The sequence below is a fragment of the Saccharomonospora cyanea NA-134 genome, from assembly GCF_000244975.1.
In the GTDB taxonomy this organism is placed as follows: Bacteria; Actinomycetota; Actinomycetes; order Mycobacteriales; family Pseudonocardiaceae; genus Saccharomonospora; species Saccharomonospora cyanea.
Window position 1 is genome coordinate 4359337 of record NZ_CM001440.1, and the last position, 25524, is coordinate 4384860.

General features: G+C 69.1%; 27 protein-coding genes. 14 read left to right on the plus strand and 13 right to left on the minus strand.

Annotated features, from left to right (window positions below):
* The first annotated feature begins 108 nt into the window (after positions 1-108).
* Positions 109-693, plus strand: coding sequence for a GNAT family N-acetyltransferase (locus tag SACCYDRAFT_RS20310; RefSeq protein ID WP_005459026.1), 585 nt, complete (start codon positions 109-111; stop codon positions 691-693).
* 3 nt (positions 694-696) lie between these two features.
* Here SACCYDRAFT_RS20310 and SACCYDRAFT_RS20315 read toward each other — a convergent pair whose 3' ends face one another.
* From SACCYDRAFT_RS20315 to SACCYDRAFT_RS20325, 3 genes are all read right to left on the minus strand, one after another.
* A complete protein-coding gene (locus SACCYDRAFT_RS20315) occupies positions 697-1422 on the minus strand; it encodes a class I SAM-dependent methyltransferase (protein ID WP_005459028.1) in 726 nt (241 codons plus the stop codon).
* Between the two features lie 53 nt (positions 1423-1475).
* On the minus strand, positions 1476-2189 hold the full coding sequence (locus tag SACCYDRAFT_RS20320) for a VOC family protein (protein ID WP_005459030.1): 714 nt from the start codon (positions 2187-2189) through the stop codon (positions 1476-1478).
* A gap of 171 nt (positions 2190-2360) precedes the next feature.
* The gene (locus SACCYDRAFT_RS20325) at positions 2361-2774 is read right to left on the minus strand and encodes a nuclear transport factor 2-like protein (protein WP_005459032.1); all 414 of its coding nucleotides are present in this window, start codon (positions 2772-2774) and stop codon (positions 2361-2363) included.
* A 133-nt stretch (positions 2775-2907) separates the two neighbouring features.
* Here SACCYDRAFT_RS20325 and SACCYDRAFT_RS20330 point away from each other — a divergent pair, with 133 nt between their 5' ends.
* Positions 2908-3732, plus strand: a complete 825-nt coding sequence (locus tag SACCYDRAFT_RS20330) for a helix-turn-helix domain-containing protein (RefSeq protein WP_005459034.1) — start codon at positions 2908-2910, stop codon at positions 3730-3732.
* On the opposite strand, the gene SACCYDRAFT_RS20335 is transcribed toward SACCYDRAFT_RS20330, so the two are convergent.
* Positions 3722-4138, minus strand: coding sequence for a type II toxin-antitoxin system death-on-curing family toxin (locus SACCYDRAFT_RS20335; protein ID WP_005459036.1), 417 nt, complete (start codon positions 4136-4138; stop codon positions 3722-3724). The genes SACCYDRAFT_RS20330 and SACCYDRAFT_RS20335 overlap by 11 nt on opposite strands.
* The gene (locus SACCYDRAFT_RS20340; RefSeq protein WP_043537436.1) at positions 4135-4338 is read right to left on the minus strand and encodes a hypothetical protein; all 204 of its coding nucleotides are present in this window, start codon (positions 4336-4338) and stop codon (positions 4135-4137) included. The genes SACCYDRAFT_RS20335 and SACCYDRAFT_RS20340 overlap by 4 nt, the downstream gene beginning before the upstream one ends.
* A 6-nt stretch (positions 4339-4344) precedes the next feature.
* Here SACCYDRAFT_RS20340 and SACCYDRAFT_RS20345 point away from each other — a divergent pair, with 6 nt between their 5' ends.
* Both SACCYDRAFT_RS20345 and SACCYDRAFT_RS20350 read left to right on the plus strand, forming a co-directional pair.
* Positions 4345-4791 (plus strand): CPCC family cysteine-rich protein, encoded by a 447-nt coding sequence (locus tag SACCYDRAFT_RS20345; RefSeq protein ID WP_269744660.1) that lies wholly within the window; start codon positions 4345-4347, stop codon positions 4789-4791.
* A 559-nt stretch (positions 4792-5350) separates the two neighbouring features.
* Positions 5351-5833: a GNAT family N-acetyltransferase gene (locus SACCYDRAFT_RS20350; protein WP_005459040.1), complete on the plus strand. Its 483-nt coding sequence runs from the start codon at positions 5351-5353 to the stop codon at positions 5831-5833.
* 151 nt (positions 5834-5984) lie between these two features.
* Here SACCYDRAFT_RS20350 and SACCYDRAFT_RS20355 read toward each other — a convergent pair whose 3' ends face one another.
* Complete coding sequence (locus SACCYDRAFT_RS20355; RefSeq protein WP_005459041.1) at positions 5985-6950, minus strand: alpha/beta hydrolase family protein; 966 nt, start codon at positions 6948-6950, stop codon at positions 5985-5987.
* 209 nt (positions 6951-7159) lie between these two features.
* On the opposite strand from SACCYDRAFT_RS20355, the gene SACCYDRAFT_RS20360 reads away from it, so the two are divergent.
* Entirely contained in the window at positions 7160-7696 is a 537-nt protein-coding gene (locus SACCYDRAFT_RS20360; RefSeq protein ID WP_005459042.1) for a TetR/AcrR family transcriptional regulator, read from the plus strand.
* 26 nt (positions 7697-7722) lie between these two features.
* Here the strand turns inward: SACCYDRAFT_RS20360 and SACCYDRAFT_RS27275 are convergent, their stop codons facing one another.
* Genes SACCYDRAFT_RS27275 through SACCYDRAFT_RS20375 form a run of 3 tightly spaced genes read right to left on the minus strand, consistent with a single transcriptional unit; the run spans position 7723 to position 9626 of the window.
* On the minus strand, positions 7723-8232 hold the full coding sequence (locus SACCYDRAFT_RS27275; RefSeq protein WP_332306976.1) for a putative immunity protein: 510 nt from the start codon (positions 8230-8232) through the stop codon (positions 7723-7725).
* Positions 8233-8267: 35 nt separating this feature from the next.
* A complete protein-coding gene (gene ychF, locus SACCYDRAFT_RS20370) occupies positions 8268-9350 on the minus strand; it encodes a redox-regulated ATPase YchF (RefSeq protein ID WP_005459044.1) in 1083 nt (360 codons plus the stop codon).
* 48 nt (positions 9351-9398) lie between these two features.
* Positions 9399-9626 (minus strand): hypothetical protein, encoded by a 228-nt coding sequence (locus tag SACCYDRAFT_RS20375; RefSeq protein ID WP_232283715.1) that lies wholly within the window; start codon positions 9624-9626, stop codon positions 9399-9401.
* Positions 9627-9722: 96 nt separating this feature from the next.
* Here SACCYDRAFT_RS20375 and SACCYDRAFT_RS20380 point away from each other — a divergent pair, with 96 nt between their 5' ends.
* Positions 9723-11267: an AlkA N-terminal domain-containing protein gene (locus tag SACCYDRAFT_RS20380; RefSeq protein ID WP_005459046.1), complete on the plus strand. Its 1545-nt coding sequence runs from the start codon at positions 9723-9725 to the stop codon at positions 11265-11267.
* Entirely contained in the window at positions 11264-11776 is a 513-nt protein-coding gene (locus SACCYDRAFT_RS20385) for a methylated-DNA--[protein]-cysteine S-methyltransferase (protein WP_005459048.1), read from the plus strand. Before SACCYDRAFT_RS20380 ends, SACCYDRAFT_RS20385 begins: the two co-directional genes overlap by 4 nt.
* Here SACCYDRAFT_RS20385 and SACCYDRAFT_RS20390 read toward each other — a convergent pair.
* Positions 11753-14719 (minus strand): AAA family ATPase, encoded by a 2967-nt coding sequence (locus SACCYDRAFT_RS20390; protein WP_005459049.1) that lies wholly within the window; start codon positions 14717-14719, stop codon positions 11753-11755. The genes SACCYDRAFT_RS20385 and SACCYDRAFT_RS20390 overlap by 24 nt on opposite strands.
* Positions 14716-15879 (minus strand): exonuclease SbcCD subunit D, encoded by a 1164-nt coding sequence (locus SACCYDRAFT_RS20395; protein ID WP_005459050.1) that lies wholly within the window; start codon positions 15877-15879, stop codon positions 14716-14718. The genes SACCYDRAFT_RS20390 and SACCYDRAFT_RS20395 overlap by 4 nt, the downstream gene beginning before the upstream one ends.
* A 253-nt stretch (positions 15880-16132) precedes the next feature.
* On the opposite strand from SACCYDRAFT_RS20395, the gene rmuC reads away from it, so the two are divergent.
* Together rmuC and SACCYDRAFT_RS26075 are read left to right on the plus strand one after the other, a co-directional pair.
* Positions 16133-17050 (plus strand): DNA recombination protein RmuC, encoded by a 918-nt coding sequence (gene rmuC / locus SACCYDRAFT_RS20400; RefSeq protein ID WP_005459051.1) that lies wholly within the window; start codon positions 16133-16135, stop codon positions 17048-17050.
* 181 nt (positions 17051-17231) lie between these two features.
* Positions 17232-18374: a DUF6542 domain-containing protein gene (locus tag SACCYDRAFT_RS26075; protein WP_083844781.1), complete on the plus strand. Its 1143-nt coding sequence runs from the start codon at positions 17232-17234 to the stop codon at positions 18372-18374.
* Positions 18375-18410: 36 nt separating this feature from the next.
* On the opposite strand, the gene SACCYDRAFT_RS20410 is transcribed toward SACCYDRAFT_RS26075, so the two are convergent.
* Positions 18411-19391 carry a 4-hydroxy-3-methylbut-2-enyl diphosphate reductase gene (locus SACCYDRAFT_RS20410; protein ID WP_232283716.1) on the minus strand — a complete coding sequence of 327 codons (981 nt, stop codon included), beginning with the start codon at positions 19389-19391 and terminating at the stop codon, positions 18411-18413.
* A gap of 116 nt (positions 19392-19507) precedes the next feature.
* Between SACCYDRAFT_RS20410 and SACCYDRAFT_RS20415 the strand changes: the two genes are divergently transcribed.
* From SACCYDRAFT_RS20415 to glpX, 4 genes are all read left to right on the plus strand, one after another.
* Complete coding sequence (locus tag SACCYDRAFT_RS20415) at positions 19508-20095, plus strand: lipid droplet-associated protein (protein ID WP_005459054.1); 588 nt, start codon at positions 19508-19510, stop codon at positions 20093-20095.
* Positions 20085-21347 (plus strand): exodeoxyribonuclease VII large subunit, encoded by a 1263-nt coding sequence (xseA, locus tag SACCYDRAFT_RS20420; protein ID WP_005459057.1) that lies wholly within the window; start codon positions 20085-20087, stop codon positions 21345-21347. Before SACCYDRAFT_RS20415 ends, xseA begins: the two co-directional genes overlap by 11 nt.
* Before the next feature lie 84 nt (positions 21348-21431).
* Positions 21432-21728, plus strand: coding sequence for an exodeoxyribonuclease VII small subunit (locus SACCYDRAFT_RS20425; RefSeq protein ID WP_005459059.1), 297 nt, complete (start codon positions 21432-21434; stop codon positions 21726-21728).
* Between the two features lie 167 nt (positions 21729-21895).
* Positions 21896-22954, plus strand: a complete 1059-nt coding sequence (gene glpX, locus SACCYDRAFT_RS20430; RefSeq protein WP_005459061.1) for a class II fructose-bisphosphatase — start codon at positions 21896-21898, stop codon at positions 22952-22954.
* 70 nt (positions 22955-23024) lie between these two features.
* Here the strand turns inward: glpX and SACCYDRAFT_RS20435 are convergent, their stop codons facing one another.
* Complete coding sequence (locus SACCYDRAFT_RS20435) at positions 23025-24020, minus strand: NAD(P)/FAD-dependent oxidoreductase (RefSeq protein WP_005459062.1); 996 nt, start codon at positions 24018-24020, stop codon at positions 23025-23027.
* 105 nt (positions 24021-24125) lie between these two features.
* Between SACCYDRAFT_RS20435 and SACCYDRAFT_RS20440 the strand changes: the two genes are divergently transcribed.
* Positions 24126-25523 carry a class II fumarate hydratase gene (locus SACCYDRAFT_RS20440; RefSeq protein WP_043536739.1) on the plus strand — a complete coding sequence of 466 codons (1398 nt, stop codon included), beginning with the start codon at positions 24126-24128 and terminating at the stop codon, positions 25521-25523.
* Position 25524 lies beyond the last annotated feature (1 nt).

Consider the following 25524-nt stretch of genomic DNA (forward strand, 5'->3'; position numbering starts at 1 on the left):
GTCTAGGTCGGGCGGGATGGCAAGTCCGTGAGAGCGGGATGAGAACGCTCTCATACAAGCCGGATATCCAGTGGCGTCGACGCGGAATCCACAGCACGATCAGCGTCCGTGAACACACTGCCGACCTTCGCCGAGAAACCGACGCTGGAAGGCCGTCGCGTCCTGCTCCGCCCCGTGACCGCTGCCGATGCCCCCGCCCTCGTGGCCGCGCTGGCCGACCCGGAGGTGCGCAGGCTCACCGGCACCCACCACGCCTTTCCCCCTGGACGGGAGTTGGAACAGGCCGGGCAGTGGTACAGCACCCGAGGCGACCACACCGACCGGCTCGACCTCGCGATCGTCGAACGCGCTTCCGGCGACTACGCCGGTGAGGTCGTGTTGAGCGACCTCGATCCCGAGAACCGATGGTGTTCCCTGCGTGTCGCGCTGGCGAGCAGCAGGGTGTTCGGCCGGGGCTACGGCACCGAGGCCATCCGCCTGGTGCTCGGCCACGCGTTCGAGACGGTCGGTCTGCACCGCGTGGAGTTGGAGGTGTACGCGTTCAACCCGCGCGCTCGCCACGTGTACGAGAAGGTCGGTTTCGTGCTGGAGGGCACGAAGCGCCAGGCCCTGTTCTGGGACGGCGAGTGGATCGACACTCACGTGATGGGAATACTCGCCCACGAATGGCGCGAACACCGGAGAACCGGGTGACGGTCACTCCCGAACGGCCACGAACACGAGTTCCCTGCCCGGCCGGTCCGGGGCGTCGCGGACCTCGGCGACGCGGTATCCGGCAGCCTGTAGCGACCGCTCCACCTCCTCGCGGGTTCGGAACCTCAGGGTGGAGTCGGAGGTGAGTGTGGTTCCGTCGGCGTCGAACACGTAGGTCCAGCGGAACGACACCAGCGGCTCGGCCACGCCGAGCACCTCGCACCAGGCCCGAACCGTGCCCACCCCGGGCACGTCGGCCTCGGTGGAGGTGCGCTCGCGGGTCCACCCCGTCCACGCGCGGACCGCCGGATCCCGCGTCTCGAACACGAGCCGTCCACCGGGCCGCAGGGCGGTGTGGACGGCACGCAACGTGGCATGCCACTCCTCGTCGGTGAGGAACACCTGCGCCACGTTGGCGGTCATCGTCGCGAGGTCGGCCGAGAGGGCAGGGACCACCGTGGCGTCCCCGTGCAGCCAGCGCACCCGGTCGGCGAACGGTTTGGCTCTCGCGACGTCCAACGACGCGGCAGCCGGCTCGACACCGATCACATCGAAGCCGTGTTCGGCCAGCAGGCAAGCGAACGTCCCCGTGCCACACCCGACGTCCAGCACGCGGCGAGCACCGAACTCCTCGGCCATGGCGAGGTAGGGGTCGAGATCACTGCGGTCGGGGTCGAGCGGGTCGTGCAGCGGGGCGAGGCGGGGGTCGGCGTAGAGCGCGTCAGGCACGGGAGCGACGCTAACGCGCCCGTGCCACGCCGTCGACGCCTTTTCGGCAGCGACTACGACAGCGGTGCCAGAACGCAGAACTCGTTGCCGGACAGGTCGGTGTACACCGTCCACGGGAGACCCGGCACGTCGGGTGCGAGCCTGCTCGCGCCGAGTTCGGTCAGCCGCGCGAGGACGGCCTCGTCCCCGGCGCGGTCAGGGCGGACGTCGAGGTGGAGGCGGTTCTTTCCCCGCTTCGGCTCCGACTCGGCGCAGAACTCCAGCAACGGCCCGAGGCCCGAGGGATGACGCAGGGTCGCGGGTGCGACCCCGTCGAAGGGAACCCAGCCGGTGATCTCGGCCCAGAACTCCGCATCCCGCTGCGGTGAGGAGCTGGCCATCGGCAGGGCCGCGATCGGCTCCGCACCGACGTAGGCGTCACGGTGTTCCATGACGCAGAACGCGTTGCCCTCCGGATCCGCGAGTACGACCCACGGCACGTCGCCCTGGCCGATGTCGACGTGCTCGGCGCCGAGGCCACGAAGACGATCGACCACCTCGGCCTGTGCCTTTCCGCCCGCCAGGTCCGGGTGGAGCCGCGCAGGTGACGTCGACGGGTGCGCGACTCGCTGGAAGCAGAGATCCAGGAAGAACTCACCATCGAAGCTGAGGCGGGCTTCGTACCCGTCCGGCTGGTCCGTCAGGCACTCGGCGCCAAGGGCGGCGGCCCAGAACGCGCCCAGCCGCTGCGGCTCCCGGGCGTCCCAGACGATGTTCTCCAGTCTCATGAGGTTGCTCTGTCTCCTTGTCGACCGCGGACGGAGGGCCTCCGTCGGTGAGCGACAAAGGTAGGCGACGCGTGGCCGTCGTGACCATCGTGGTCGGCGTGGTCGGCGTGGTCGGCGACGCACCGTGGTCGCCGACCACCGCCCGGCCCGCGACACCGGCTCCGTGCGTGCTCAGTCGTGCGAGTGGGCTTCGCCTCCCTCGTCGAATCCCTGCGGGGCACGGTCGAGGAACGCCGTCACCGAGGAGACCCGGCCGTCGGAGGTGAGGGTCAGGATGTCGGTGCCCTCCGCGAACGACGTTCCGTCGGCGAGCACGACCTCCCAGCGGAGGCGAGCGCGATCGTGGTGGTGGTCCGGCGCGGTGCGGGACCGGTAGGTCACCGACCCCACGTGCTCCACGAGCTGCGCCCGGAAGTCGATCATCGCGTCGACCCCTGTCAGCACCCCCGGCAGCGCGCGGTACTCGATCTCGTCGACGAACGCCTCGGCGGCGATCCGCCGTTGCTCGTCACTCGTCCCCGCGTTCCAGAAGGCTTCGTACCTCTCGACGGCCTCCAGCGGTTGCGGACGGGTTGCTGCGGTCATGGTTTCCTCCCGGCTCTCTGGTGTGAACGGCTTTCGGACAGGCGCCGTTCTCTCAGCCTGGGAGCGTCACCGCGGCGAGTCCATTACGTCCGAGGTAATTGCCGACCTCACCAGGCTCCGGGAACCTGGGGCAATGACCATGAGCGACGGCGATGTCGGACAACTGGTGCGCCGGTGGCGGCTGCGACGGCGGCGATCGCAACTCGACGTCTCCCTGGCGGCCGAGGTGTCGACGCGGCACCTCAGCTTCATCGAGACCGGCCGAGCGGTCCCCAGCCGCGCGATGATCGAGCGGCTCTGCGACGAACTCGACGTCCCTCTCCGGGAGCGCAACGCGTTCTATCTCGCGGCGGGTCTCGCCCCGGTACACCGCGAGCGCCCGCTGTCCGAGCTCGGCGCCGCACGCGCCGCCGTCGAAGCGGTGCTCGACGGCCACGAACCAAACCCGGCTGCCGCGGTCGACATCCACTGGGATCTCCTCGCCTGCAACAAGGCCATGGCGAGGTTTCTCACCGACCTTCCCCCGGAGGTCGCCGGGCCGCCCCCGAACATGCTCCGGGTGACCATGCACCCCAGCGGGTTCGCGAGCCGGCTTCGCAATGCCGCGGAGTGGCGCGCGCACACGCTGCGCCGGGTACGGCGGCAGCTGGAGCGAACCGCCGATCCGGTCCTGGCCGACCTGCTCGCCGAACTCGAGTCCTACCCGGCGCCGGTCCCGGCCGACGACCGCGAACCGGCCTCGAACGGGATCAGCACGCCCATGCGCCTGGTGACCGACGCCGGTGAACTCTCACTCCTGTACACCGTCACGGTGTTCGGCTCGCCTCGGGACATCACACTCGACGAGATCGCGATCGAGACGTTCTTCCCCGCGGACGACGCCACCCGCTCCGCCCTGCGGCGCCTGGCCGGGGACGTGCGTGACCGAGAGCGCTCCGGAACCGGACTCACACGTTGAAGCGGAACTCCACGGGTTCCCGAGGCCCCGCGACGTCAGGCCGCGTCCATTCGGCAAGGCGCGTCGCGGCGTCGGCGTAACCGAGCGATCCTGTCGACACACCGATGACCAGGTCGTAGGCCTCGTCCTCCGGTGCGTCGAGGTCGACCCCGTTGAGCCCGTAGAAGGTGAACGTGGCCATCCAGCCCAGTCGTTTGTTGCCGTCGACCAACGGGTGATTGCGCACGATCGACTCCAGCAGCACGGCCGCCTTCTCGTGCAGGGTGGGATAGGCGTCCTGAGTCAACACCGATGTTCTCGGACGGTACGCCGCCGAATCGAGCAGGCCGATGTCACGAACTTCGAGCACTCCGAGATCGTCCGCCAGAGCGAGCAGGTCCTCGAGGGCGAGGTACTCGACCTTCACTGGGCGAGACGATCGAGCAATCCGGCATAACGAGCGCGACCCTCCTGGGACAGCGCTCGGACCCGCTCGTCCCGCACCCGCCGCGCCGCCGCCTCGGTGATCGCTCGCACGGCCGCCTCCTGCTTGCTGACACCCTCAGCCTGGGCCAGCAGGGAGAGCGCCCGCTCCTGTTCCTCGGTCAAGCGCAGGGTCATCGCCATGACATGATGATACCACTCCGGTATCATCACAGCGCTCGAAGCGTGTCGTTGACAGCATCTCCGGCTGTGGATGATCGATTTCCGTGTCCCTGTTGCGGACACCGGGTGTTCGAACAGCCGGCGCCGGGCTCCTACTACATCTGTCCCATCTGCTTCTGGGAGGACGATGACGTCCAGTTCCGCTGGCCGACCATGCCGGGTGGGGCCAACAAGGTCTCCCTCGTCGAAGCCCAACACAACTACCGGACGTTCGGCGCCTGCGAGAGGCGCGTACTGAAGCACGTACGGCCACCGACCGAGGACGAGACCGTCGATCCTGCCTGGCGTCCCATCGACCTCGACCGCGACTCCTTCGAGGAGTGGGCGACAACGAAAGAGCGCGCCCCCTGGCCTGAGGACCGCTCCGTTCTCTGCTGGTGGCTGCCCACCTTCTGGCGCCGCGAGGGCGCCTGAACGAAAGGTCCGCGTACGCGGGAACGTCGAGCAACCCGCCCCTGTGGCAGTGCCTGATCGGCAAACTGTCGAGCACTCCACGCCTACTCCATGCCACAGCCGGCCTCCATGCAGCTCACTCCTCCTCTCACCGTCCGGCATCCCGGTGATTCCGGACGACCACAGTCCAAGCCAGTCCCTTGGAGCCGGGTCAAGGCCCGGGTTCGAATCCCGGCGAAGACCAGGACGACGGTCACCTCAGGGCTTTATCGTGAGCGGGGAGGTGACGGTCGTGTCACCGCGTGCGTCCACGCTTGCCGGGGGCAGGCGTCATTCGGTCGGTTCACGCATGAACGGAACCGGCGTCGCCGCGGGCAACGGAGCGGACGGTCAGTGCGAGGCCACCTCATGGCACGGCCTTCGAGCACCCGGGTGATTTCCGCGGCTAGGGTGGCGTGCATGGAGTGTTTCGCAGCGGGTCGGACCCGCGCCTGAGAGATGACCCTCGGGTCGTGAGTGACACCGTCGCCATACCAGGTCGGCGGTTCCCTCCCCATGCTCTCAGCAGAAAGGCTTCCGTATGGACATCCGTCCGCTCACCCCGCCGGACCTCCCGGTTCTTCTCGACCTGACGATCGACACCTTCGAACCGTTCCACGAGGACTCGTTCCGCCCACTCGTCGGTGAAGTCGTCTTCACCAACCGGCACGGTTCCTGGCGAGAGGACTACCGTCGCCACCTCGCAGGTCTCCATGATCCGGGCAACGGCCGGTACGCCGCGATCGCCGAGGACAGCGGAAAGATCCTGGGCTTCGTCGGGTGGATCCTGCAACCCACCGAGCGCCACGGCGAGATCGATCTCTTGGCGGTCGCGGTGGGCAGTCGTCGTCACGGCATCGGTAGAGCACTCGCCGAGCATGCGATCGCACGACTGAAGACCGGCGGGGCGGAAGTCGTCTCCGTCAACACCGGCGGCGACGCCTTCCATGCCCCCGCCCGAGCCCTCTACGAGGAACTCGGGTTCACGCCGTTCCCGAACGTCAACTACACGAAGGCGGTTTGAGTACCGGGGAGGGGCTGGCACCTCCTGGAAACAGCCCCTCCCAAGGCAACGCGCGTAGCCGCTCGTCGCGAACACGATGACGGGAAGACTCTCTCCGTCGAGCGGCACGGTCACGCGCGGGGGTCAATGAGGAACGAGGGTTGGGAAAGGCTCAGTGGCGTGACTCGATGCCTCCGTTCATCGGGGACGAACGGAGAGCGTTGCGAGTGTTTTCCCAGGCGTCCGCGTCTGTGCCGAGCGTGGTGCGCAGGTAGGCGGTCGTGATCTGACGCACGAATTCCATACGTTCCGGGTTTTCATCTGTCGTTTCAGCGGCGTCGTACCCGGCGACTCCGCCCAGGCCGTGCTCGCCTCCAGCGACGGTCACGAGCGTCTTTCGGCCAGGAGCAAGACGGTACGGGTCTACGTACCAATCCGGTCCCGCGACCGTGAGATGTGCGGCAGCGTCTGCCGCGCCTCGGACGACAAGAGCGGGAGTGTCCATCATCGAGAAGTCAGTGCCGATGAACACCGGGTAGTGCTCCGCAGCGAACCGACTCAGTGCATCACCTCCCCGCCCCGGAGCGGCCATCAGGACGCCCACTCGAACCCTTTCGTCCTTCAGGTCCACAATCTCTCCGGTCTCAGGGTCCAGAGTCCGGGCGCCCAGGATCAGGCTTGCGGTATAGGCGCCCATCGAGTGCCCGGCCACCGCGATGCACTCGGCGCTCAAGCGGCCTGCGGTCACTGGGGAGAATGCGGCGATCTCTTCGAGTCTGTCGAGAATCGTGGAGACATCAGTTGCGCGTGAGCGCCAGAACAGCGGAGCCTCTGCGACGTCCGTATGGCGAAGCCCCAAGGTCTGAGAGTCGAGATGGGTCGGCTGGATCACCGCGAAGCCGCTTGCCGCCCAGTACTGGGCCAGCGGCCCGTAGCCGTACAGCGAGGAGATGTAGTTCGAAGGACCATGCCCGTGCGACAGGACGATCACCGGAAGATCCTGCCCGGACACCGGCACGGTCAGGCGCAGCTCGAGATCATGGGCCCGTCCGGTGATCGGCAACGTGATCGGGGCGATCGAGTGCGTTGCCACTCCTCCGGATGGAACGGTGGGAAGACGCTGGGACAGAGGTGACATGGCGCTCCTCAGGCGAGTGGGATGGAGTGAGGTGGAACGAAGGCGAGAGAATCGGCCTCCAGTAGACTGATCCGGATCAGCGTTCCACTTACTGTACGGAACAGTGTTCCGGTTTGCAAGAAGGATGTGATGCCATGCCCGGCGCTCATGCCTCAGGATCGGATCGGCCAGAGTCGTCACGTGGGGCCCGAGCGGCGCGTGCGCCTCGTGTGGATGCCCAGCGCAACCGCGACGCCCTGCTCGACGCGGCTGCTGCGGTGTTCGCCCGCGCCGGCGTCGATGCTCCGATCCGCGCCATTGCGGCCGAGGCTGGAGTGGGCGTGGCAACCCTTTACCGCCACTTTCCTGAACGATCTGACCTGGTGGTTGCCGTCTACAACCACCAGATCGAGTCACTTGCGAACGCAGGAACGCAGCTGATGCGCACCGCGGAGAGTCCGGCCGACGCGCTGCGTGAGTGGGTCGATCTCTTCGTCGATTTCCTGGCGACCAAGCACGGTCTCGCCTCGGCGATGGGATCTGGCAATCCGACCTTCCGGGCACTCCACGCTCACTTCTTGGAACGCATCGTTCCCGTGTGCGGCGAACTGCTCGCGGCAGGGGTGGCAGCTGGCCAGCTTCGGGCAGAAGTCGACCCCTACGAGTTGATGCACGGCATCGGGAACATCTGCATCAGCACAGGGGATGAACGCTATGAGCCGCGACGCATCGTCGCACTCGTTCTTTCCGGGCTCCGCACCGGATAGTCGTACGGCGCGCAGGCGCGGGTGCCCTATTCGAGCCGCAGCTGGATCTCCCGGATCGTCGTTCCCAGGATGCCGCGCGACAGAAGGCCCGGCCCGAGCGGGCCGGAGGAGTCAGCGCCTGGTGACGGGAGCGTACGCAAGGCGGAGCGCTCACGCTCGCGCAGGTTGGCCAGCTGCCATCTGCTCTCGTTCTCGACCGCCGCCGCGCCCAGAGCATGAGCGCCCATGTGAGCGACCGCTGCGGCCTGCACAACCGCCCGAGCCGCAGCGGCACCGGCTGGCGAAGCCGCTGAATTCGCCGTTCTCACGGCGATGAGTCGCTTGCGGATCTCACTGGCCGCACTGCTTCCTCCGGTGCTGCAGGAACGCGTCCGGGAAACCGCATCCTGGATCTTCTGTATCGCGTCGTCGCCGAACAGCGGGAGCACACGCTCCGCGCAGGCCAGGACCCAACGCGCGAGGAGCCTCCGCGCCGAGTCACCAAGGGGGTTGGATCGACGCCACGAACGAATCGTGTCGCACCGAGCTCGGCGCACGGCGCGCAGATTCAAGGCGCTGAACCACCGCGCGGCTACACGTTGAAGCGGAACTCCACCACGTCACCGTCGGCCATGACGTAGTCCTTGCCCTCCATGCGGACCTTGCCCGCGCTGCGGGCCGCCGCCATCGACCCCGCCTCCACGAGGTCGTCGAAGGACACCACCTCGGCCTTGATGAAACCGCGCTCGAAGTCCGTGTGGATCACGCCCGCCGCCTGTGGCGCCGTCGCACCCTGCGGAATCGTCCAGGCGCGCGCCTCCTTCGGCCCCGCCGTGAGGTACGTCTGCAAGCCGAGCGTGTGGAACCCGGCACGTGCGAGTGCGTGCAGCCCCGGCTCCTCCTGGCCGACCGACTCCAGAAGCTCCCGCACGGCCTCCTCGTCGTCCAGCTCCAGCAGTTCCGACTCGACCTTCGCGTCGAGGAACACCGCGTCGGCAGGCTCGACGAGCTTCGCGAGTTCCGCGCGCCGCGCCTCGTCGGTCAGTACGGGCTCGTCGGCGTTGAACACGTACAGAAACGGCTTCGCGGTGAGCAGGCTCAGCTCCCGCAGACCGTCGAGATCCACCTCGCTCTGCGCGGAGAAGAGGGTCCTGCCCGAATCGAGAATCTCCTTCGCTCGCTGCGCGTTCTCGAACTCGGGCCGCTTCTCCTTCTTGGTACGGGCTTCCTTCTCCAACCGCACCAGAGCCTTGTCCAGCGTCTGCAGGTCGGCGAGGATCAGCTCGGTGTTGATCGTCTCGATGTCGGAAAGCGGGTCGACGCGACCCTCGACGTGCGTGACGTCCGGGTCGTCGAACACCCTGATGACCTGGCAGATGGCGTTGGCCTCGCGAATGTTGGCGAGGAACTTGTTCCCCAGTCCCGCGCCTTCGGACGCCCCCTTGACGATGCCCGCGATGTCGACGAACGAGACGGTGGCCGGAACGGTCTTCGCCGACTCGAAGATCTCGGCCAGCTTGTCCAACCGCGGGTCCGGCAACGGCACCACTCCGACGTTGGGCTCGATCGTCGCGAACGGGTAGTTCGCGGAGAGCACGTCGTTGCGGGTCAGGGCGTTGAACAGGGTGGACTTGCCCACGTTGGGCAAGCCGACGATGCCGAGGGTGAGACTCACGACTGGCCAGTGTACGGGTTCGGCGACCGGCGTGACTCAGCCGTCGCCTCAGTCGTCCTCGCCGCCCCCGTCGTCACCCTCACCGCCCTGGCCGTCCTCGTCGTCACCGACGTCGTTGCCCCGGGGCCGGTCCTCCTGCTGCTCCTGCTGGTAGTCGCCTCCGCCCTGCGTGTCGTCACAGGCGGTGGCGGCGAAGCCGGAGGCGGCCACGGCGGCTACGACCGCCGTACCGGCCAGCACCCTGCGAAATGCACCTCGACGCGTACTATCCGTCATGTACCCGACCGTAGGCGCGCACCCGTCCCCTCGCACGTCGGCCGCCATGTCCGATTTCCGCCAGTGGGGCTTCCGTCGCGGTGGCACGATCGCAGCATGGCTCAGGTGACGGTGACGGCTTCGCCCATGTGCGCGGGGCTCTGGCGGGACACGGAACGTTGCTACCGCGCCGTCAGCTCGCGCGATGCGCGGTTCGACGGTCAGTTCGTGGTGGCCGTCCGCACCACGCGCATCTACTGCCGGCCGTCGTGCCCCGCCATGACGCCGAAACCGCAGAACGTCGAGTTCTTCCCCACGTCCGCCGCCGCACAGTCACGCGGCTACCGGGCATGCAGGCGCTGCCTACCCGACGCTGTGCCCGGCTCCCCGGAGTGGGACGTGCGGGCCGACCTCGCCGCACGCGCCATGCGCCTCATCTCCGAGGGCACGGTGGAGCGTGAAGGGGTGTCAGGGCTGTCGCGCAGGCTCGGTTACTCGGAACGGCAACTGAGCCGGGTGCTGAACACCGAACTCGGTGCCGGGCCACTCGCACTCGCCCGTGCCCACCGCGCCCACTCGGCGAGGGTGCTCATCGAGATGTCGGACCTGCCGATCACCGACATCGCGTTCGCTGCCGGTTTCTCCAGCGTGCGGCAGTTCAACGACACGATCCGCGAGGTGTTCGCCAGGACACCGTCCGAGCTCCGCGCCGCGGCGGCACGGCGCGGCCACGGCAGGCAGCACGCGAACCCGCATGCGCCCTCCACCGGCGTCAGGCTGTGCCTGCGGCTGCCCTTCCGGGAGCCGTTCGACGCCTCCGGAGTGCTCGACTTTCTCTCCGCCCGCGCGGTCCCCGGCGTGGAGGCAGTGGACGGCGACTACCGCCGGACCCTGCGGCTGCCCCACGGCCCCGCTGTCGTCCGGGTGACAGCGCGGCCGACGCACGTCGAGTGCGTGGTCCGGCTCGCCGACGTGCGTGACCTGTCGGGCGCGGTGTCACGCGTGCGCAGGCTGTGGGATCTCAACGCCGACCCTCAGGCCGTGTTCGACTGTCTGTCGGGCGACCCGGTGATCGGGTCCTGGGTCCACGCGACACCCGGCATTCGGGTTCCAGGTGCCGTGGACGGGCCGGAACTCGTACTGCGCGCCATTCTCGGGCAGCAGGTGTCCGTGGCTGCGGCACGCACGGCGGCCGGTCGCCTCACGGCCGATCTCGGCGAGCCCGTGGCGATCGCCTCCGACGGCGACCCGGCCCGACTCTTCCCTTCGCCGGCAACGGTGGCCGAGCACGCCGACGAGGTGCTCACCGGTCCCCGGCGCCGTATTGCCGCCATCCGTGGAGTCGCCGCCGCCCTGGCCTCCGGAACTCTCGACGTCCACGTCGGCCGAGAGGCCGACGAACTGCGGCACGACCTGCTCTCGATGCCCGGCATCGGCCCGTGGACGGCGGACTACGTGCTGATGCGACTGCTCCACCGCACCGACCTGTTGCTCGACACCGACCGCGCACTGCTGCGGGGAGCCCAGGTGCTCGGCCTCAGTCCTGCTCGTCTCGCCGACCACGCCCGGCGTTGGAGGCCGTGGCGGTCGTACGCAGGTATGTATCTGTGGCGTGCGAGCAGCGCGCCACACCCGAGAAGACCGTGGAAGGAAACCCCATGATCGCCTACTGGTCCACACAGGACACCCCCGTCGGCGCCTTCACCACGGTGGTCGACTCCGAGGGCGCCGTGCTGGCCTCCGGATGGACCGCCGAGGTGGCGGATTTGACCAGCGTCATCGCTTCCCCTCTCCGTCCCGGCACCCTGAACCGGCACACTGACCTGGGCATCGTCACGAAGGCGGTGAGCCGCTACCACGACGGTGAACTCGACGCCGTGGACGAGATACCCGTTCGGCAGAAGTCCGGCGCCTTCCTCCAACACGCGTGGGACGTGCTGCGAACCGTGCCCGCTGGAAATCCGGTGACGTACTCCGAGTTCGCGGTACTGGCGGGGCGTCCCGCCGCGGTCCGCGCGGCGGCGTCGGCATGTGCGCGAAACGCCGCCGCGCTGTTCGTCCCGTGTCACCGGGTGCTGCGCATCGGCGGCGCGCTCGGCGGTTTCCGATGGGGCCTGGACGTGAAGAGGTGGCTGCTCGACCACGAGTCATCCTCCGGCCACGAGGACTGAACCCGTCCGGGACTTCCGCACCCGCAACCGGGTGGGAATACGCTGACGAAGCTCCTCCACATGCGACACGAGCCCGACGACGCGGCCACCGGCGCGCAGCTCGTCGAGCACGCCCATCACCACGTCGAGTGTCTCGCCGTCGAGAGTTCCGAAACCCTCGTCGACGAACAACGTGTCGAGCAGCGCCCCACCGGTCTCCGCCGCGACCACGTCGGCGAGACCGAGCGCTAGCGACAGCGATGCGATGAACGACTCACCGCCGGACAGCGTCTTGGACGACCGGACCACGCCGGAGTAGTCGTCGAGCACGTCGAGGCCGAGCCCGTGCCCACCCCGGGTGCGGAGCCGGTCCTCCTGGTCGGAATGCACGAACGAGTAGCGACCCTGGCTCATCGACCGCAGCCGGGCTGTGGCGGCCACCGCGACCTCCTCCAGTCGCGCCGCGAGCACGTACGAGCGCAGCGACATGCGGCGCGCGTTCTGCCCCTGACCGCCCAGCACGTCGGTGAGTGCGTTGAGCTCGACGAACTCCTGCTCGGCGGGAGCGAGTTCGTCGAGTGCGGCCTCGAACTCCCGCGCCAACGTCTCCACGTCGCGGGCCACTCGTTCACAGGCTCGCACGGCCGCGACCGCGGCCTCCGCGCGTTCCCGCGCTGCCCGTTCCGCCTCTTCGGCCGGGCCGGTGTCGACGTCGTCGTCAACAGAAACGCCGACGAGCTCGGGGTCGGCGAGCACGCCGGCCGCCGCTGCCTTCTCGTCGGCCGCCCTTCTGATGCGATCCTCCAGCTCGGCGATGCGCTCGGCGCTGCGCACAGCCGCCAAGGCTTCTTCCACGGTGTCAAACCCGGCACGGCCCGCGGCGTCCGCCATCGAGCGCCGCCGATCGTCACGTTGTTGTCGGGCTCCGATGACCGCCGTGCGGGCATCGGCGAGCCGCTCCAGTGCACTCCCAAGGGCCAAAAGGTGATCCCGCCTGGCAGCGACGTCCGAGAACTCCCCTCGCGCGTCGTCGAGGATCCGTGTGCGCTCCTCGATTCCCTGGGCCACGACGACCCGCTCAGCCTCGTTCTCGTTCAGCGATCGTTCATGGGAGGTCCGCTCGGCGAGCAGCCTCTGCTCCTCCTCCTTCGCGGACCGGACGGCGGCAGCCAACGCGGCCGACCGCCCCGCGTACTCGGCGAGCCGCAGCCGCTCGGCCCGCACGTCCGCCAACTCCTCGACCAGTTCGGCGGCACTGCGCCCGCCCACCCGCTGCGCTGCGGCGTCCCGGCGGTGCTCCGCCTCGTACCTGGCGGCTCGTGCCGCCTCCCGCTTACGGTCGGCCTCCACCTCGTGCTCGGCAGCGGCCCGTTCGGTCGCCTCGCTCACCGCGTCGGCGGTCGCCACCGCAGGCGCGGGATGGCTGTCCGAGCCACACACCGGGCAGGACTCCCCGTCTGCCAGTTTGCCCGCGAGCTCGGCCGCCATCCCAGCCAGACGTCGTTCGCGAACGTCGAGCAGGGCGCTTCTGGCCTCGTTGTGGGCGGCCTCGGCGGCGTTCTCGGCCTCGCGAGCGGCCGCCACGGCGCGGTCCAACTCCGGCAGCGACTCGGCATCGTCGAGCAGCGCCGACAGCTCCTCCTCCCTGGCTCTGACCCCCTCGAGCCTCGCCTCGGCCTCAACGGCGAGTTCGCGTTGCTCCGTCAGCTCGCTCACCCTGTCGGGCAGACCGTCCAGCTTCGACCGGATCACCGCGATGCGTTCCGCGTAGTAGGCGATCGACTCGTCGAGGGCCGCCAGCCGACGCCGATCGGCGTGCTGCCGCTGTGCCTGCTCCACCAGCCCGGCGAGCCCGCCTGCCTCCTCCCAAAGCCGGCCGGCGTGACGACGCAGTTCCTCGACATCGAGATCGACCTCACCGAAACCGAGTCCACGGCACGCCGTTGCCGCATCCGATTCCTCGGCGACCGCGCGGTCGAGTCGGTCTTCCACCGTTCGGCCGTCGACTGCCAGCTCAGCGACCGTGGCGGCCCGTCTGGCAGCCTCCACCTCGGCGACCCACCGCGACCGCTCCTGCTCACCGCGCTCCAACTCCGCCAGCCGTCCCTGAGCAGCCCGAACCCTGCGCACACGCTCGGCCGCGTTCCTGCGGTCCTGGAGCCGTTCCCGTGCCTGTTCCCAGGCGGCACGTGCTGCTCTCTCCTCTGTCTCGGCCTCAGCGACCCCGGTTTCCGCCCGCACCCTCAACGCGGTCGCCCACTCGCGGTCGGGGGCCTCGGGCACGTCGACTCCCGCAGCCTGCGTCAGCCGCGCGACCCACTCGCGAACGCCGGCCCGCTTGGCGTCCAGCTCCGCTCTGCGCGCCTTGCGCGTGCTGCCGAACCAGTTCTCCACGGCGGCGAACCGCTCGGTGCCGAACAGTCGTTCCAGAAGCTCGGCCCGCTCCTTCGTATCGGCGCGAAGAAACCGGGCGAACTCCCCCTGGGGCAACAACACGACCTGGAAGAACTGCTGGGAGTTCATCCCGAGCAACCGCTCCACCACCCGCGCGACCTCGTCGCTACGCGTGACGGCCTCCGCCGTCCCGCCGTCCGGAGGAGGTGTGAGCCAGGTCAACGACGCCTTGGCCTGTTGCCTGGTGTACCCCGTACCGCGTCGCTTCGGTCGTTCGTACTCGGGACTGCGGACGATGCGCAACCGATGTCCCTGCACGGTGAGTTCCAACACGACCTCGGTGGGCGCATCGGGCTGGGCGACGTCGCACCGCAGTCTCTTGGCCTCGGCCCGGGCGCCGGGAACGGTACCGAACAAAGCGAAAGCCACCGCATCGAGCAACGTGGTCTTCCCCGCGCCCGTGTCGCCGTGCAACAGGAACAGGCCGTCGGCGCCGAGCGCGTCGAAGTCGACGACCTGTCGTGTGGCGTACGGCCCGAAGGCACACACTTCCAGCCGGTGCAGTCTCATCGGACGGCCTCCCTGTGGTCGGCGTTCGCCCTCCCGGCGGCCTCCAACGCCGCCACCAGCCACTCGCGCTCGCGGTCGCCGGGCTCTGTCCCACGGCAGTCAGCGAGAAAGGTCTCGACGATTTCGAGATCCGTCCGCCCGCGCACCGCTTGGGAGTACCGTAAGGCCCCAACCGCCCCGCCCTCGGGCTCCCAGTCGAGGTGTACGGCGTACGGGAACCGGGCGCGCAACCTCCTCATGGCGTCGACCGGCCGTACCTGATCCGTGAGTGCGACGGAGAGGTAGCACTCACGCAGCTCGTCGTGCGCCGGATCCTCGAGCAGCTCCTCCAGACGTCCCCGCAACGTCGCCAGTTGCCGGGGCACCGGCAGCTCGACGCGGTCGACGGCGGCCAGCCCGCGTTCGTCGAGATCCACGATCCACACCGACTTGCGGACGGCTTCGGAGAACGAGTACGCAAGCGGACTTCCCGAGTAGCGCAGGTGGTCCGCCAGCCGTTGAGGACCGTGCAGGTGCCCCAGGGCCACGTAGTCCACACCGTCGAACACCGAACCGGGCACCTGCTCGATTCCACCAACCGCGATCGTGCGCTCGGACTCGCTGCCCACGCCGCCGGTGACGAACGCATGCGCCAACACCACCGACCGGGTTCCGGGACTCCGCGCGGACAGGTCCTCCCGCACGCGCCGCATCGCCTCGGTGAGCACGCCGGTGTGTCCACGGGCGTCCCGCACACCGAGCGCGAGCCGCGCCGGATCGGGCTCCAGGTACGGGATTCCGTACAGCGCCACCGGCCCGTGCTCGTCCTCGAGCAACACGGGCCGGTCGATGGAGTCGATCGTGGTACGCAGGTGCAGACCACCCGCCTCGGCGAAGTCCGCGAAGGCACCGAGCCTCGCCGCCGAGTCGTGGTTTCCAGGTGTGATCACCAATTCGGCTCCCGCCTGCCGGAGTCTGCGCAGAGCCGCCGTCGCGACGCGGACGGCCTCGGCAGAGGGCACCGCACGGTCGTAGACGTCACCCGCGACGAGGACGACGTCGACGGACAACCGTTCGACGAGCTCGGCGAGGTGGGAGAGCACGGCGTCCTGGTCGGCGAGCAAGTCGGCGCCGTGGAACGTCCGGCCCACGTGCCAGTCGGAGGTATGGAGCAGTCGCACGCCGACAAGCTAAGCCCCTCGGCCGACGAATCCGCACACATATCCCGGGCGTGTCACTCGAACGTGTGTTCGAATGCCTTGGGCGCTGATCTCTTCTCCGGTTTCCGTCATGATGGGAGGACGACGTGAGGTGCCGGGTGGTCAGGCCACAACCACAACCACAACCACGGCCACGACCACGGCCACGGCCACGGCCACGGCCACGGCGAATCCGTCACCGCGTCATGCGTCGACTGGGGAAGGACGGACACCGGTGGGCTCGACGATTCTGACCACTGCCGCCATCGTGGTCGCCCTGCTGCTGGCCGCAGCGGTGGCCATGCTGTGGCGGCTGTACCAGGACGGCATGCGCAGAGCCGACAGGGCAGCACGCCAGGTCGAGGCCGAACGTGCCAAAGTGGACGCCCAACAGGCAGCCCTCCGCCGGTACGAGGTCGCGTTCGCGTCCATCAGCGGACGTGGCGAACTGGGGGAACAGGTACTGGTCGAGACCGCCAGGGCACTCGGCCTGCGGGAAGGACTGCACTTCACACTGCAGACGGACGTCGCGGGCGGCGGAGCGGCCAAACCGGACCTGCTGCTCACTGTCGGCGGTGGACGTACCGTTCCCGTCGACGCCAAGGCCAGCCTTGCCTGCTGGGCCGAGGCCGTGGAAACCGACGACCCCGAGGAGCGCCTCGACGCACTGCGCGTCCACGTGCGCAATCTGCGATCGAGGGCCGCCGAGTTGGCGGCGAAGAACTACCAACGCTGGGCCGACGCCATCTACGGGACGGTGATGTTCGTTCCTTCCGACGCGGCCGTGGTGGCGGCGCTGGACACCGATCCCGAACTGTTGCGGTGGCTGTTGGACCGCCGGATCTTCCTCTGTGGGCCCACCGGTTTCGCCGTGGTGGCCTCCGCGGCACTGTTCGCCGCGACCGAGCGCACACTCGTCGACGACGTCGAGAAGGTGCGATCCCAGGCGGCAGCCGCACACAGAGCCGCGGGCAACGCGGTGGAGGCACTGAACCTGTCAAGCACGCACCTGCAGCGTTTCCTCTCCGCCCGACGGCGTGAGGTCGAAGCCCTCGACAGCTTCCGAGCGCAGGTGGCCCCCCTCACGGACGCGGCGGCGAGCCCCTCACCCGTGCCCGAGGTCCGCCGGAACGACGAGATGTCAGCGACATGAGCTCGCGGGCCGTTCTATCGTTACCGATCATGTCGCGCATGCTGTTGGCCACGAGAACCCTGTCGGGCGCGCGGGCGATTCGTCGGCCTTGTCCTGAAACGTCACCCTCGACGTCGCTGCACACGTCCTCCTTACCGGCGGGTCACAGGTTTTCTCCCCGCACGGGATACGGTATTGCCTCGTGACCGCCATTCGTGACCGCCGGAGTGACGCGGAAAGCGCCGAGAAGGACACGGTCGCCTTTCCGTGGAACGAACGCTCTGTCATCAACTCCCGCCGGGGTATACCGTGGTGGGGTGCCGTGTTGCTGGCGTTCGGGCTGGCTCTGGCCGGAGCTTTTGTCGACCAACTCGTCACCGACAGCCTTTCGGTGGTCTTCCACGCGTGCTATGTCGTTGGTGCACTGGGAGCGGTCCTCGCGGTTCAACGCAAGAGCCTCTTCGGTCCCATGGTGCAGCCACCACTCGCCATGGCACTGGCCGTCCCACTCGTCGTGCTCACCGTGTCGGGCCTGCCCGAGGACAGCGACACGCTGGCCAAGGCTCTGGCTGTCGGCAAGCCCCTCATCAACAGTTTCCCGATGATGGCGGGTACCACGGTGGCCACGGTGCTGGTGGGAGTCCTGAGGCTGGTGAAGCAGCGCGACCCCGGCACCTCGGCCGAGGCGGGGAAGCCCGAGTCCGGCGAAGCCGAGTCCGGCAAATCCGACTCGGACAAGCCCGAATCGGGCAAAGCCAAGTCCGTGAAACCCCGAGCTGAAGCCCGTCCCGGAAAGGCCCGGCCCGGCAAGGAGAAGGCTGCCCTCGACGAGGAGAGCGCCCAGGAGGAGGACAAGACGCGCCCGGCCATGGACGCAGCACCTCGACCTGCCGCACGGGGCGAAGCGCGTCCGCGGCGCCGCGCACCCGGCGCGCCGGGTGCCCAGAACAAGTCGGCACCCCCACCGGAACGGAGCTCCCGGCCGCGAGGCGGTCCCGCGGCTCCTCCACCACCACGAACTCAGAACCCGGACGCGGAACAGCCGCGCACACCACGTGATGAGGGTCCCCCACCGCGTCGGCGCCCGGTGCCACCGCCTGAGCAGGCCGAAAAACGGCGACGCGGCGAAGGCCGCCCACAGCCCCCGGCCGGGCGTGGCCGCCGGGTTCCACCACCGCCGCCGCGAGGCGAAGAACCGCCGCGCGGCGATCAGCCGCCGCGTGGGCGCCAACCCGGCGCCGGTCCGCGTCGTGGCACGCCGCGTTCGGAACCGCCTCGCGGAGGCCGGCCGCGTGGCGACCATCCGCCACGTCGTGGGCGGCCGTGGGACGACGACCGTCCCTGACCGCCCTTCCTCACCGGCCTCCGGGCAGGACGGAGGTCACCTGACGCCGCTACGCACCTTCTCGTCACGCAACTCACGCGGCAGCGCGAACGAGATCTTCTCGTTGGCCGTGGTGACTTCCTGCACGTCTTCCCAACCGAACTCGGCGAGGTGGTCCAGCAACTCCAGCACGAGCACGTCCGGCACGGACGCGCCGCTGGTGACGCCGATCGTCTCGGCTCCCTTCAGCCACTCCTCGTCGACCTCACGCGCATAGTCGATCAAGTGCGCGTCCTTGGCTCCCGCCTGGAGCGCCACCTCCACGAGCCGCTTCGAGTTGGACGAGTTCCGCGAGCCCACCACGAGCACGAGGTCGCACTCGGCGGCCATGGCCTTGACCGCAACCTGGCGGTTGGAGGTCGCGTAGCAGATGTCGTCACTCGGTGGGTCGGCCAGCTCGGGGAAGCGTTCCTTGAGCTGGTTGACGCGTTCCATGGTCTCGTCGACGCTCAACGTCGTCTGCGACAGCCACACGACCTTGGACGGGTCGCGCACGGTCACCTTGTCCACGTCCTCGGGGGTGTCCACGAGCTGGACATGGTCGGGTGCCTCACCGGAGGTGCCCTCGACCTCCTCGTGACCCTCGTGGCCGATGAGGAGGATGTCGTAGTCGTCGCGCGCGAATCGGTTGACTTCCTTGTGCACCTTCGTCACCAACGGGCACGTCGCGTCGATGGTGCGCAGGTTGCGCTCCGCCGCCTCAGCGTGCACCGCGGGCGACACACCGTGCGCGGAGAACACCACGAGCGCGCCTTCTGGCACCTCGGAGGTCTCGTCGACGAAGATGACACCACGCTCCCGCAGCGTCTCGACGACGTGCTTGTTGTGCACGATCTCCTTACGGACGTAGACGGGAGCACCGTACTTTTCGAGGGCCTTCTCCACCGTGACAACCGCCCTGTCCACGCCGGCGCAGTAACCGCGAGGCTTGGCCAGCAGGACGCGCTTGCCGTTCGGGGCGGGGCTCGCTGCACTCATGAGGCCCAGGGTACGGGAGGCCACTCGGCGCCTGCTCACGACGATCTCGTGGGACGACTGACACGCCTGGCCGGATCGGGTTGGGCACGGTGTGCCCTGTGCGGCAGGCTAGAGGTATGAAACATGTCCCGTTCCCGCTCCGGGTAGCCGCCGGCCTGGCCGTCACGACGGCCGAGCGGGTGCGTGGGCTGCCCAAGCAGCTCGTGGAACTGCCCGTCACCGTGGCCAGTCAGGCGTTGCAACTGTCCATGCGTGTGCAACAGCACGTCACCGAACTGGCGATCAGGGGTGACGACGCCCTGTCGTCGCTGCGCCGCCCCGAGGAAACACCCGAATGGGCGACATTCGACGAGGACCTCGACGACGTCGGTGGCCTTGGAGACGAGACCACCGCCGGGGTGGGCACCGCGCCGGCCACCGACGGGGACGATCCGTGGGCGGAGGAGGAGCGTGCCCTCGCGTCCGACCACACCGAGGGCGAGTTCGACAGTCCCGCCGGCGTCGCCGCGCCGGGAGGCCTGGCGAACTACGACGACCTGACTCTGCCGCAGGTGCGGGCACGGCTGCGCTCCCTGTCGCTGCCCCAGCTCGAGGAGCTCCTCGGCTACGAGCGTGAGCACGAGAACCGCCCGTCGTTCGTCGGGATGCTCACCCGGCGGATCGCCAACATGCGCAAGACCGAAGGTTCGAAGGATGGTGAGTAGCGGCGTCGAGCGGCCCCGCGGGGGTTCCGCGCCCTCCACGTCCGAGAACCCCTGGCCGGTTCGCACGGTCGCGCGCAAGATCGCCGACTGGATCCACCGGCTCGGTGCCGTGTGGGTGGAGGGCCAGGTCACACAGATCTCTGCGCGCCCGGGCACGCAGACGTCGTTCGTCACGCTGCGTGACCCAGCCGCCGACGTCTCCATGACGGTGACGTGCCCGGCGAGGTTGTTGCGGGCATGCGAGCCTCCGTTGCGCGACGGCGCGAGCGTGGTCGTGCACGCCAGACCGACGTTCTTCCTGGGCAGGGGGACGCTCAGTCTGCGTGCCGACGAGATCCGCCCGGTGGGCATCGGCGAGCTGCTCGCCCGCATCGAGCGCCTGCGCAAGCTCCTGGCCGCCGAGGGCCTGTTCGCTCCCGAACGCAAGCGGCCGTTGCCGTTCCTCCCGAGGGGCATCGGGCTGATCACGGGAAGGGCGTCGGCGGCCGAACACGACGTCCTCGTCAACGCCCAGGCCCGCTGGCCCGCCGCCAGGTTCCGGGTCCTCAACACCGCGGTCCAGGGAGCGCGCGCGGTGCCGCAGATCGTCCGGGCGTTGTCGACCCTCGATGCCGATCCGGACATCGACGTCATCGTCATCGCCCGCGGTGGTGGGAGCGTCGAGGACCTGCTGCCGTTCTCCGACGAGACGTTGTGCCGGGCGGTGGCCGCCGCCGGGACACCCGTTGTGAGCGCGATCGGGCACGAGCCGGACTCGCCGCTGCTCGACCTCGTCGCCGACCGGCGTTGTTCGACCCCGACGGACGCGGGCAAGACCGTGGTCCCGGACGTGGCCGAGGAGACGGCTCGCATCCACCAGCTCCGCGACCGGGCGCGGCGCGCTCTGCACGGTTGGGTGGACACGCAGACCCGGTTGCTCGAACAGATCCGCAGCAGACCGTCGCTTTCCGACCCGTTCGGTCCGATCGAGCGCCGCGCCGCCGAGGTCGAGACACAGGTGGAGCGGGGTCGGCGGGCGATTCTCACCACGCTCACCCACGAACAGTCCGCGCTCGCGTCGGCAAGGGCCCGCCTGGCGGCGCTGGGGCCGGCTGCGACGTTGGAGCGTGGGTACGCGGTGGTGCAGTACACCGACGACGAGGGCAACTTCAGAGTGTTGCGGTCGGTCTCCGAGGTGAGGGACGGTACTCCGCTGCGGGTGCGGGTCGCCGACGGCGCCGTTCGAGCGCTCGTGGGCGAGCCCGAGGCGTGAGCGAGGGGCAGGCCGCCCGATGCCGAGCCCGGTAGTGTGCGGCTCGAACCCCGCCCGCAACCGCAGACGACTGGGACGAGCACAGTGAGCGAACCGAACGACGACGAGCTGGCCGACCTCGGCTACGAAGAAGCACGTGACCAGTTGATCGAGGTCGTGAAAGGCCTCGAAGCCGGTGGCCTGTCCCTGGAGGAGTCACTCGCGCTGTGGGAGCGGGGCGAGCAGCTCGCCCGGCTGTGCGAACGGCATCTCGAAGGTGCACGCGAGCGCATCGAGGCGGCGCTGGCTACCGTAGAGGACACGGCAGACACCGCGGACACGGCAGACACCGCGGAAGCAGGGGATGCCGTGGGCGGACCGGGCGCCGCGGAGGACCGCTAAGGCCACCGCTAAGGCCACTGACGCCGACGCCAGGTCCGCTGGCGGTGTCGGCGGTTCGGGACGTCGCGTGATCGTCGCGTGATCTCTGTGACACAGGCGTGGGCGTAACGCCCGTTGATCTCTTAGCTAGGGCGAAAGAGCGTCGGACGACACCATCGGGAGGCACCATGACCGCCGCCAGCCAGCCAGCACGTCAGCCACGTCGCGGCGAGGCACCGGACCGCAACCTCGCGATGGAGCTCGTCCGGGTCACCGAGGCGGCCGCGATGGCCGCGGGCCGGTGGGTCGGCAAGGGCGACAAGAACGGCGGTGACGGTGCCGCGGTCGACGCCATGCGCCAGCTCATCGGCACCGTGTCGATGCGGGGCGTCGTCGTGATCGGCGAGGGCGAGAAGGACGAGGCGCCCATGCTCTACAACGGCGAGACGGTCGGCAACGGTGACGGTCCCGAGTGCGATGTGGCCGTCGACCCCATCGACGGCACGACTCTCATGTCGAAGGGCATGCCGAACGCCCTCGCCGTGCTCGCGGTGGCCGAACGGGGTGCGATGTTCGATCCGTCGGCCGTGTTCTACATGGAGAAGCTCGCCGTGGGCCCCGAGGCCGCGGGCACCGTGGACCTGTCGGCTCCTGTCGCGGAGAACATCCGCAGGGTCGCGAAAGCCAAGCACAGCAGTGTGTCCGACGTGACGGTGTGCATCCTGGACCGTCCCCGGCACCAGAAGATCGTCGAAGAGGTGCGCGAGGCGGGCGCGCGGATCCGGTTCATCAGTGACGGTGACGTGGCGGGCGCGATCGCCGCAGCTCGTCCCACCACGGGTGTCGACCTGCTGTTGGGCATCGGTGGTACGCCCGAGGGCATCATCGCCGCGTGCGCCATGAAGTGCCTCGGCGGCGAGTTGCAGGGCAGGCTGTGGCCGAAGGACGACGAGGAACGTCAGAAGGCGCTGGACGCGGGCCACGATCTGGACCGGGTGCTGACCACGGACGATCTCGTGCGAGGCGACAACGTCTTCTTCTGCGCGACGGGCGTGACCGACGGTGACCTGCTGCGAGGCGTGCACTACCGCGCTGGTGGAGCGACGACACAGTCCATCGTGATGCGGTCCAAGTCGGGCACCGTCCGGATGATCGAGGGGTACCACCGGCTCACCAAGCTGAGGGCGTACTCGTCGGTGGACTTCGACGGGGCGGGCGAGGACGACGTCGTTCCGCCGCTGCCCTGAACCCGCGAACCCGTACGGGAAGTGCGAACACGCGTGCGCAGGCTGCGGACACGGCACGCATCGTCTCGCCTCAGGCGTCGCTGGAATGTCCGGGGAAGAGCTTGGCGCCCGGGTTCAGCGCCACGGCGATGTTGTTGACGGCCGTGGCGGCCTCCCCGAACCCGGTGGCGATGAGTTTCACCTTGCCCGGGTACGACGCCACGTCGCCTGCCGCGTAGACCCGCTCGCGCGCCGTGGCCATCGTGGTGTCCACCTTGATGGCCCGGCGCTCGACCTCCAGTCCCCAGCTCTCGATGGGTCCGAGGTCGGCGGTGAATCCGAGGGCCGCGACGACGGTCTGCGCTGGCAGACTCGTGCGGCTGCCGTCCTTGAGTTCGACGTCGACCTCGGCCAACTCACCGTCCGCGCCGCTCCGCAGCGCGGTGACCTCGGCGTCGGTGATCACCCGTACGCCCTCGGCGTACGCCTGGCGCACGATGGATTCGGCGGCGCGGAACCGTGCCCTGCGGTGCACGAGCGTGACGCTCGACGCGATGGGGCGCAGTGCCAGCACCCAGTCGAACGCGGAGTCTCCACCACCGACCACCACGACGTCCTGGCCCGCGTGCGCGTCGAGCGCGGGAACGAAGTGCACCAGTCCCCGGCCCAGCCAGCCCTCGCCGGCGGGCAGGGGTCGGGGGGTGAACTCGCCGATGCCCGCGGTGACCAGCACGGCCCCGGTCCTGACCGACGCCCCGTCCTCGAAGGTGACACGTAGGCCACCGGTGCCGTCCTCGACGGTGTGCAGTTCGTGGGCCCTGCGGCCGAGGAGGTAGGTCGGGTTCCACCGGCTCGCCTGCTCGACGAGTCCCTTCACGAGGTCACGACCACGCACGGCGGGAAACCCCGCCACGTCGTAGATCATCTTCTCCGGGTACATCGCGGTCACCTGTCCCCCCGCCTCGGGAAGGGAATCGACGACCGCTGTGGACAGGCCACGGAATCCCGCGTAGTACGCGGCGTACAGACCGGTGGGTCCCGCGCCCACCACGAGCAGGTCGACCGACATCTCCTCGGGCGCGCTCATGGCACACCGCCTTCCTCGCAGCCGCCAGCCTTTCGTGATGGCAGTCGCGATCCTAGTGCTTCACGCCACGCGGCGGTGGCCGTGAAGCTGGGCCAGACTGACGATATGGCTGAACAGGAGTACCGGATCGAGCGCGACACCATGGGCGAGGTCGCAGTACCCGCCGACGCGCTGTACCGCGCGCAGACCCAACGCGCAGTCGAGAACTTCCCGATCTCCGGCCGTGGTCTGGAACGTTCCCAGATTCGGGCGCTGGGGTTGCTCAAGGCCGCCGCGGCACGGGTCAACGCGCGGTTGGGGGTGCTGGACGGTGACCTCGCCGCCGCCATCGCCGCCGCCGCCGACGAGGTCGCCGAGGGCAAACACGACGAACACTTCCCCATCGACGTGTTCCAGACGGGGTCCGGGACCTCCTCCAACATGAACGCCAACGAGGTCATCGCGACGCTGGCCTCCCGCGCGTCGGGCCGCGACGTTCACCCCAACGACCACGTCAACGCCTCCCAGTCGTCGAACGACACCTTCCCCACCACCATCCGCGTCGCGGCCACCGAAGCCGTGCTCACCGACGTGGTGCCCGCCCTCGACCACCTGGCGACCGTGATCGAGCAGCGCGCCGCCGAGTGGCGGGACGTGGTGAAGTCCGGCCGCACCCACCTGATGGACGCCGTGCCGATCACCTTCGGTCAGGAGGCTGGTGCCTGGGCGGCGCAGGTGCGGTTCGGCATCGAACGGCTGCGCAGCGGGCTGCCGAGGCTGGCGGAGTTGCCGATCGGCGGCACGGCGGTGGGCTCGGGGCTGAACGCCCCCGCCGGGTTCGGCTCCGCCGTGGCCGACGAGCTCGCCAAGGTCACGGGTCTTCCGCTCACCGAGGCGCGCGACCACTTCGAGGCGCAGGCCGCCCAGGACGGTGTGGTCGAGACCTCGGGGCACCTCCGCACGGTCGCCGTCTCCCTGAACAAGATCGCCAACGACCTGCGCTGGCTCGGGTCGGGACCTCGGACGGGTCTGGCCGAGGTGGCGTTGCCGGATCTCCAGCCCGGTTCCTCGATCATGCCGGGCAAGGTGAACCCGGTGATCTGCGAGGCCACGTTGCAGGTGGCCGCGCAGGTGATCGGCAACGACGCGGCCGTCGCGTTCGCGGGAGCGCAGGGGAACTTCCAGCTCAACGTCAACCTGCCCGTGATCGCTCGCAACGTCCTGGAGTCGGCTCGGCTGCTCGCGGCGGTGTCGCGGCTGCTCGCCGACAAGGTGATCGCCGGGATGACGGTGAACGTGGAGGTCGCCCGAGCCTACGCGGAGGGTTCTCCGTCGATCGTCACGCCGCTCAACGCCTATCTCGGCTACGAGGAGGCCGCCTCGGTGGCCAAGCAGGCGCTGGCGGAGCTTCGGTCGATCCGCGAGGTCGTGATCGAACGCGGGCACGTGGAGAGCGGGAAGCTCACCGAGCAGCAGCTCGACGAGGCGCTCGACGTACTCAGGATGGCGCGCGGTAACGGTTGAT

Bases quoted from the DNA above. Each gene is read 5' to 3' on its own strand.
- SACCYDRAFT_RS20325 (WP_005459032.1), bottom strand. From the start codon at position 2,774: ATGACCGCAGCAACCCGTCCGCAACCGCTGGAGGCCGTCGAGAGGTAC.
- SACCYDRAFT_RS20350 (WP_005459040.1), top strand. From the start codon at position 5,351: ATGGACATCCGTCCGCTCACCCCGCCGGACCTCCCGGTTCTTCTCGAC.
- SACCYDRAFT_RS20415 (WP_005459054.1), top strand. From the start codon at position 19,508: ATGAAACATGTCCCGTTCCCGCTCCGGGTAGCCGCCGGCCTGGCCGTC.
- SACCYDRAFT_RS20410 (WP_232283716.1), bottom strand. From the start codon at position 19,391: ATGAGTGCAGCGAGCCCCGCCCCGAACGGCAAGCGCGTCCTGCTGGCC.
- glpX (WP_005459061.1), top strand. From the start codon at position 21,896: ATGACCGCCGCCAGCCAGCCAGCACGTCAGCCACGTCGCGGCGAGGCA.
- SACCYDRAFT_RS20375 (WP_232283715.1), bottom strand. From the start codon at position 9,626: ATGACGGATAGTACGCGTCGAGGTGCATTTCGCAGGGTGCTGGCCGGT.
- SACCYDRAFT_RS20435 (WP_005459062.1), bottom strand. From the start codon at position 24,020: ATGAGCGCGCCCGAGGAGATGTCGGTCGACCTGCTCGTGGTGGGCGCG.
- SACCYDRAFT_RS20340 (WP_043537436.1), bottom strand. From the start codon at position 4,338: ATGGCGATGACCCTGCGCTTGACCGAGGAACAGGAGCGGGCGCTCTCC.
- xseA (WP_005459057.1), top strand. From the start codon at position 20,085: ATGGTGAGTAGCGGCGTCGAGCGGCCCCGCGGGGGTTCCGCGCCCTCC.
- SACCYDRAFT_RS20355 (WP_005459041.1), bottom strand. From the start codon at position 6,950: ATGTCACCTCTGTCCCAGCGTCTTCCCACCGTTCCATCCGGAGGAGTG.
- SACCYDRAFT_RS20390 (WP_005459049.1), bottom strand. From the start codon at position 14,719: ATGAGACTGCACCGGCTGGAAGTGTGTGCCTTCGGGCCGTACGCCACA.
- SACCYDRAFT_RS20345 (WP_269744660.1), top strand. From the start codon at position 4,345: ATGATACCACTCCGGTATCATCACAGCGCTCGAAGCGTGTCGTTGACA.
- SACCYDRAFT_RS20385 (WP_005459048.1), top strand. From the start codon at position 11,264: ATGATCGCCTACTGGTCCACACAGGACACCCCCGTCGGCGCCTTCACC.
- SACCYDRAFT_RS20380 (WP_005459046.1), top strand. From the start codon at position 9,723: ATGGCTCAGGTGACGGTGACGGCTTCGCCCATGTGCGCGGGGCTCTGG.
- SACCYDRAFT_RS20320 (WP_005459030.1), bottom strand. From the start codon at position 2,189: ATGAGACTGGAGAACATCGTCTGGGACGCCCGGGAGCCGCAGCGGCTG.
- SACCYDRAFT_RS20330 (WP_005459034.1), top strand. From the start codon at position 2,908: ATGACCATGAGCGACGGCGATGTCGGACAACTGGTGCGCCGGTGGCGG.
- SACCYDRAFT_RS20440 (WP_043536739.1), top strand. From the start codon at position 24,126: ATGGCTGAACAGGAGTACCGGATCGAGCGCGACACCATGGGCGAGGTC.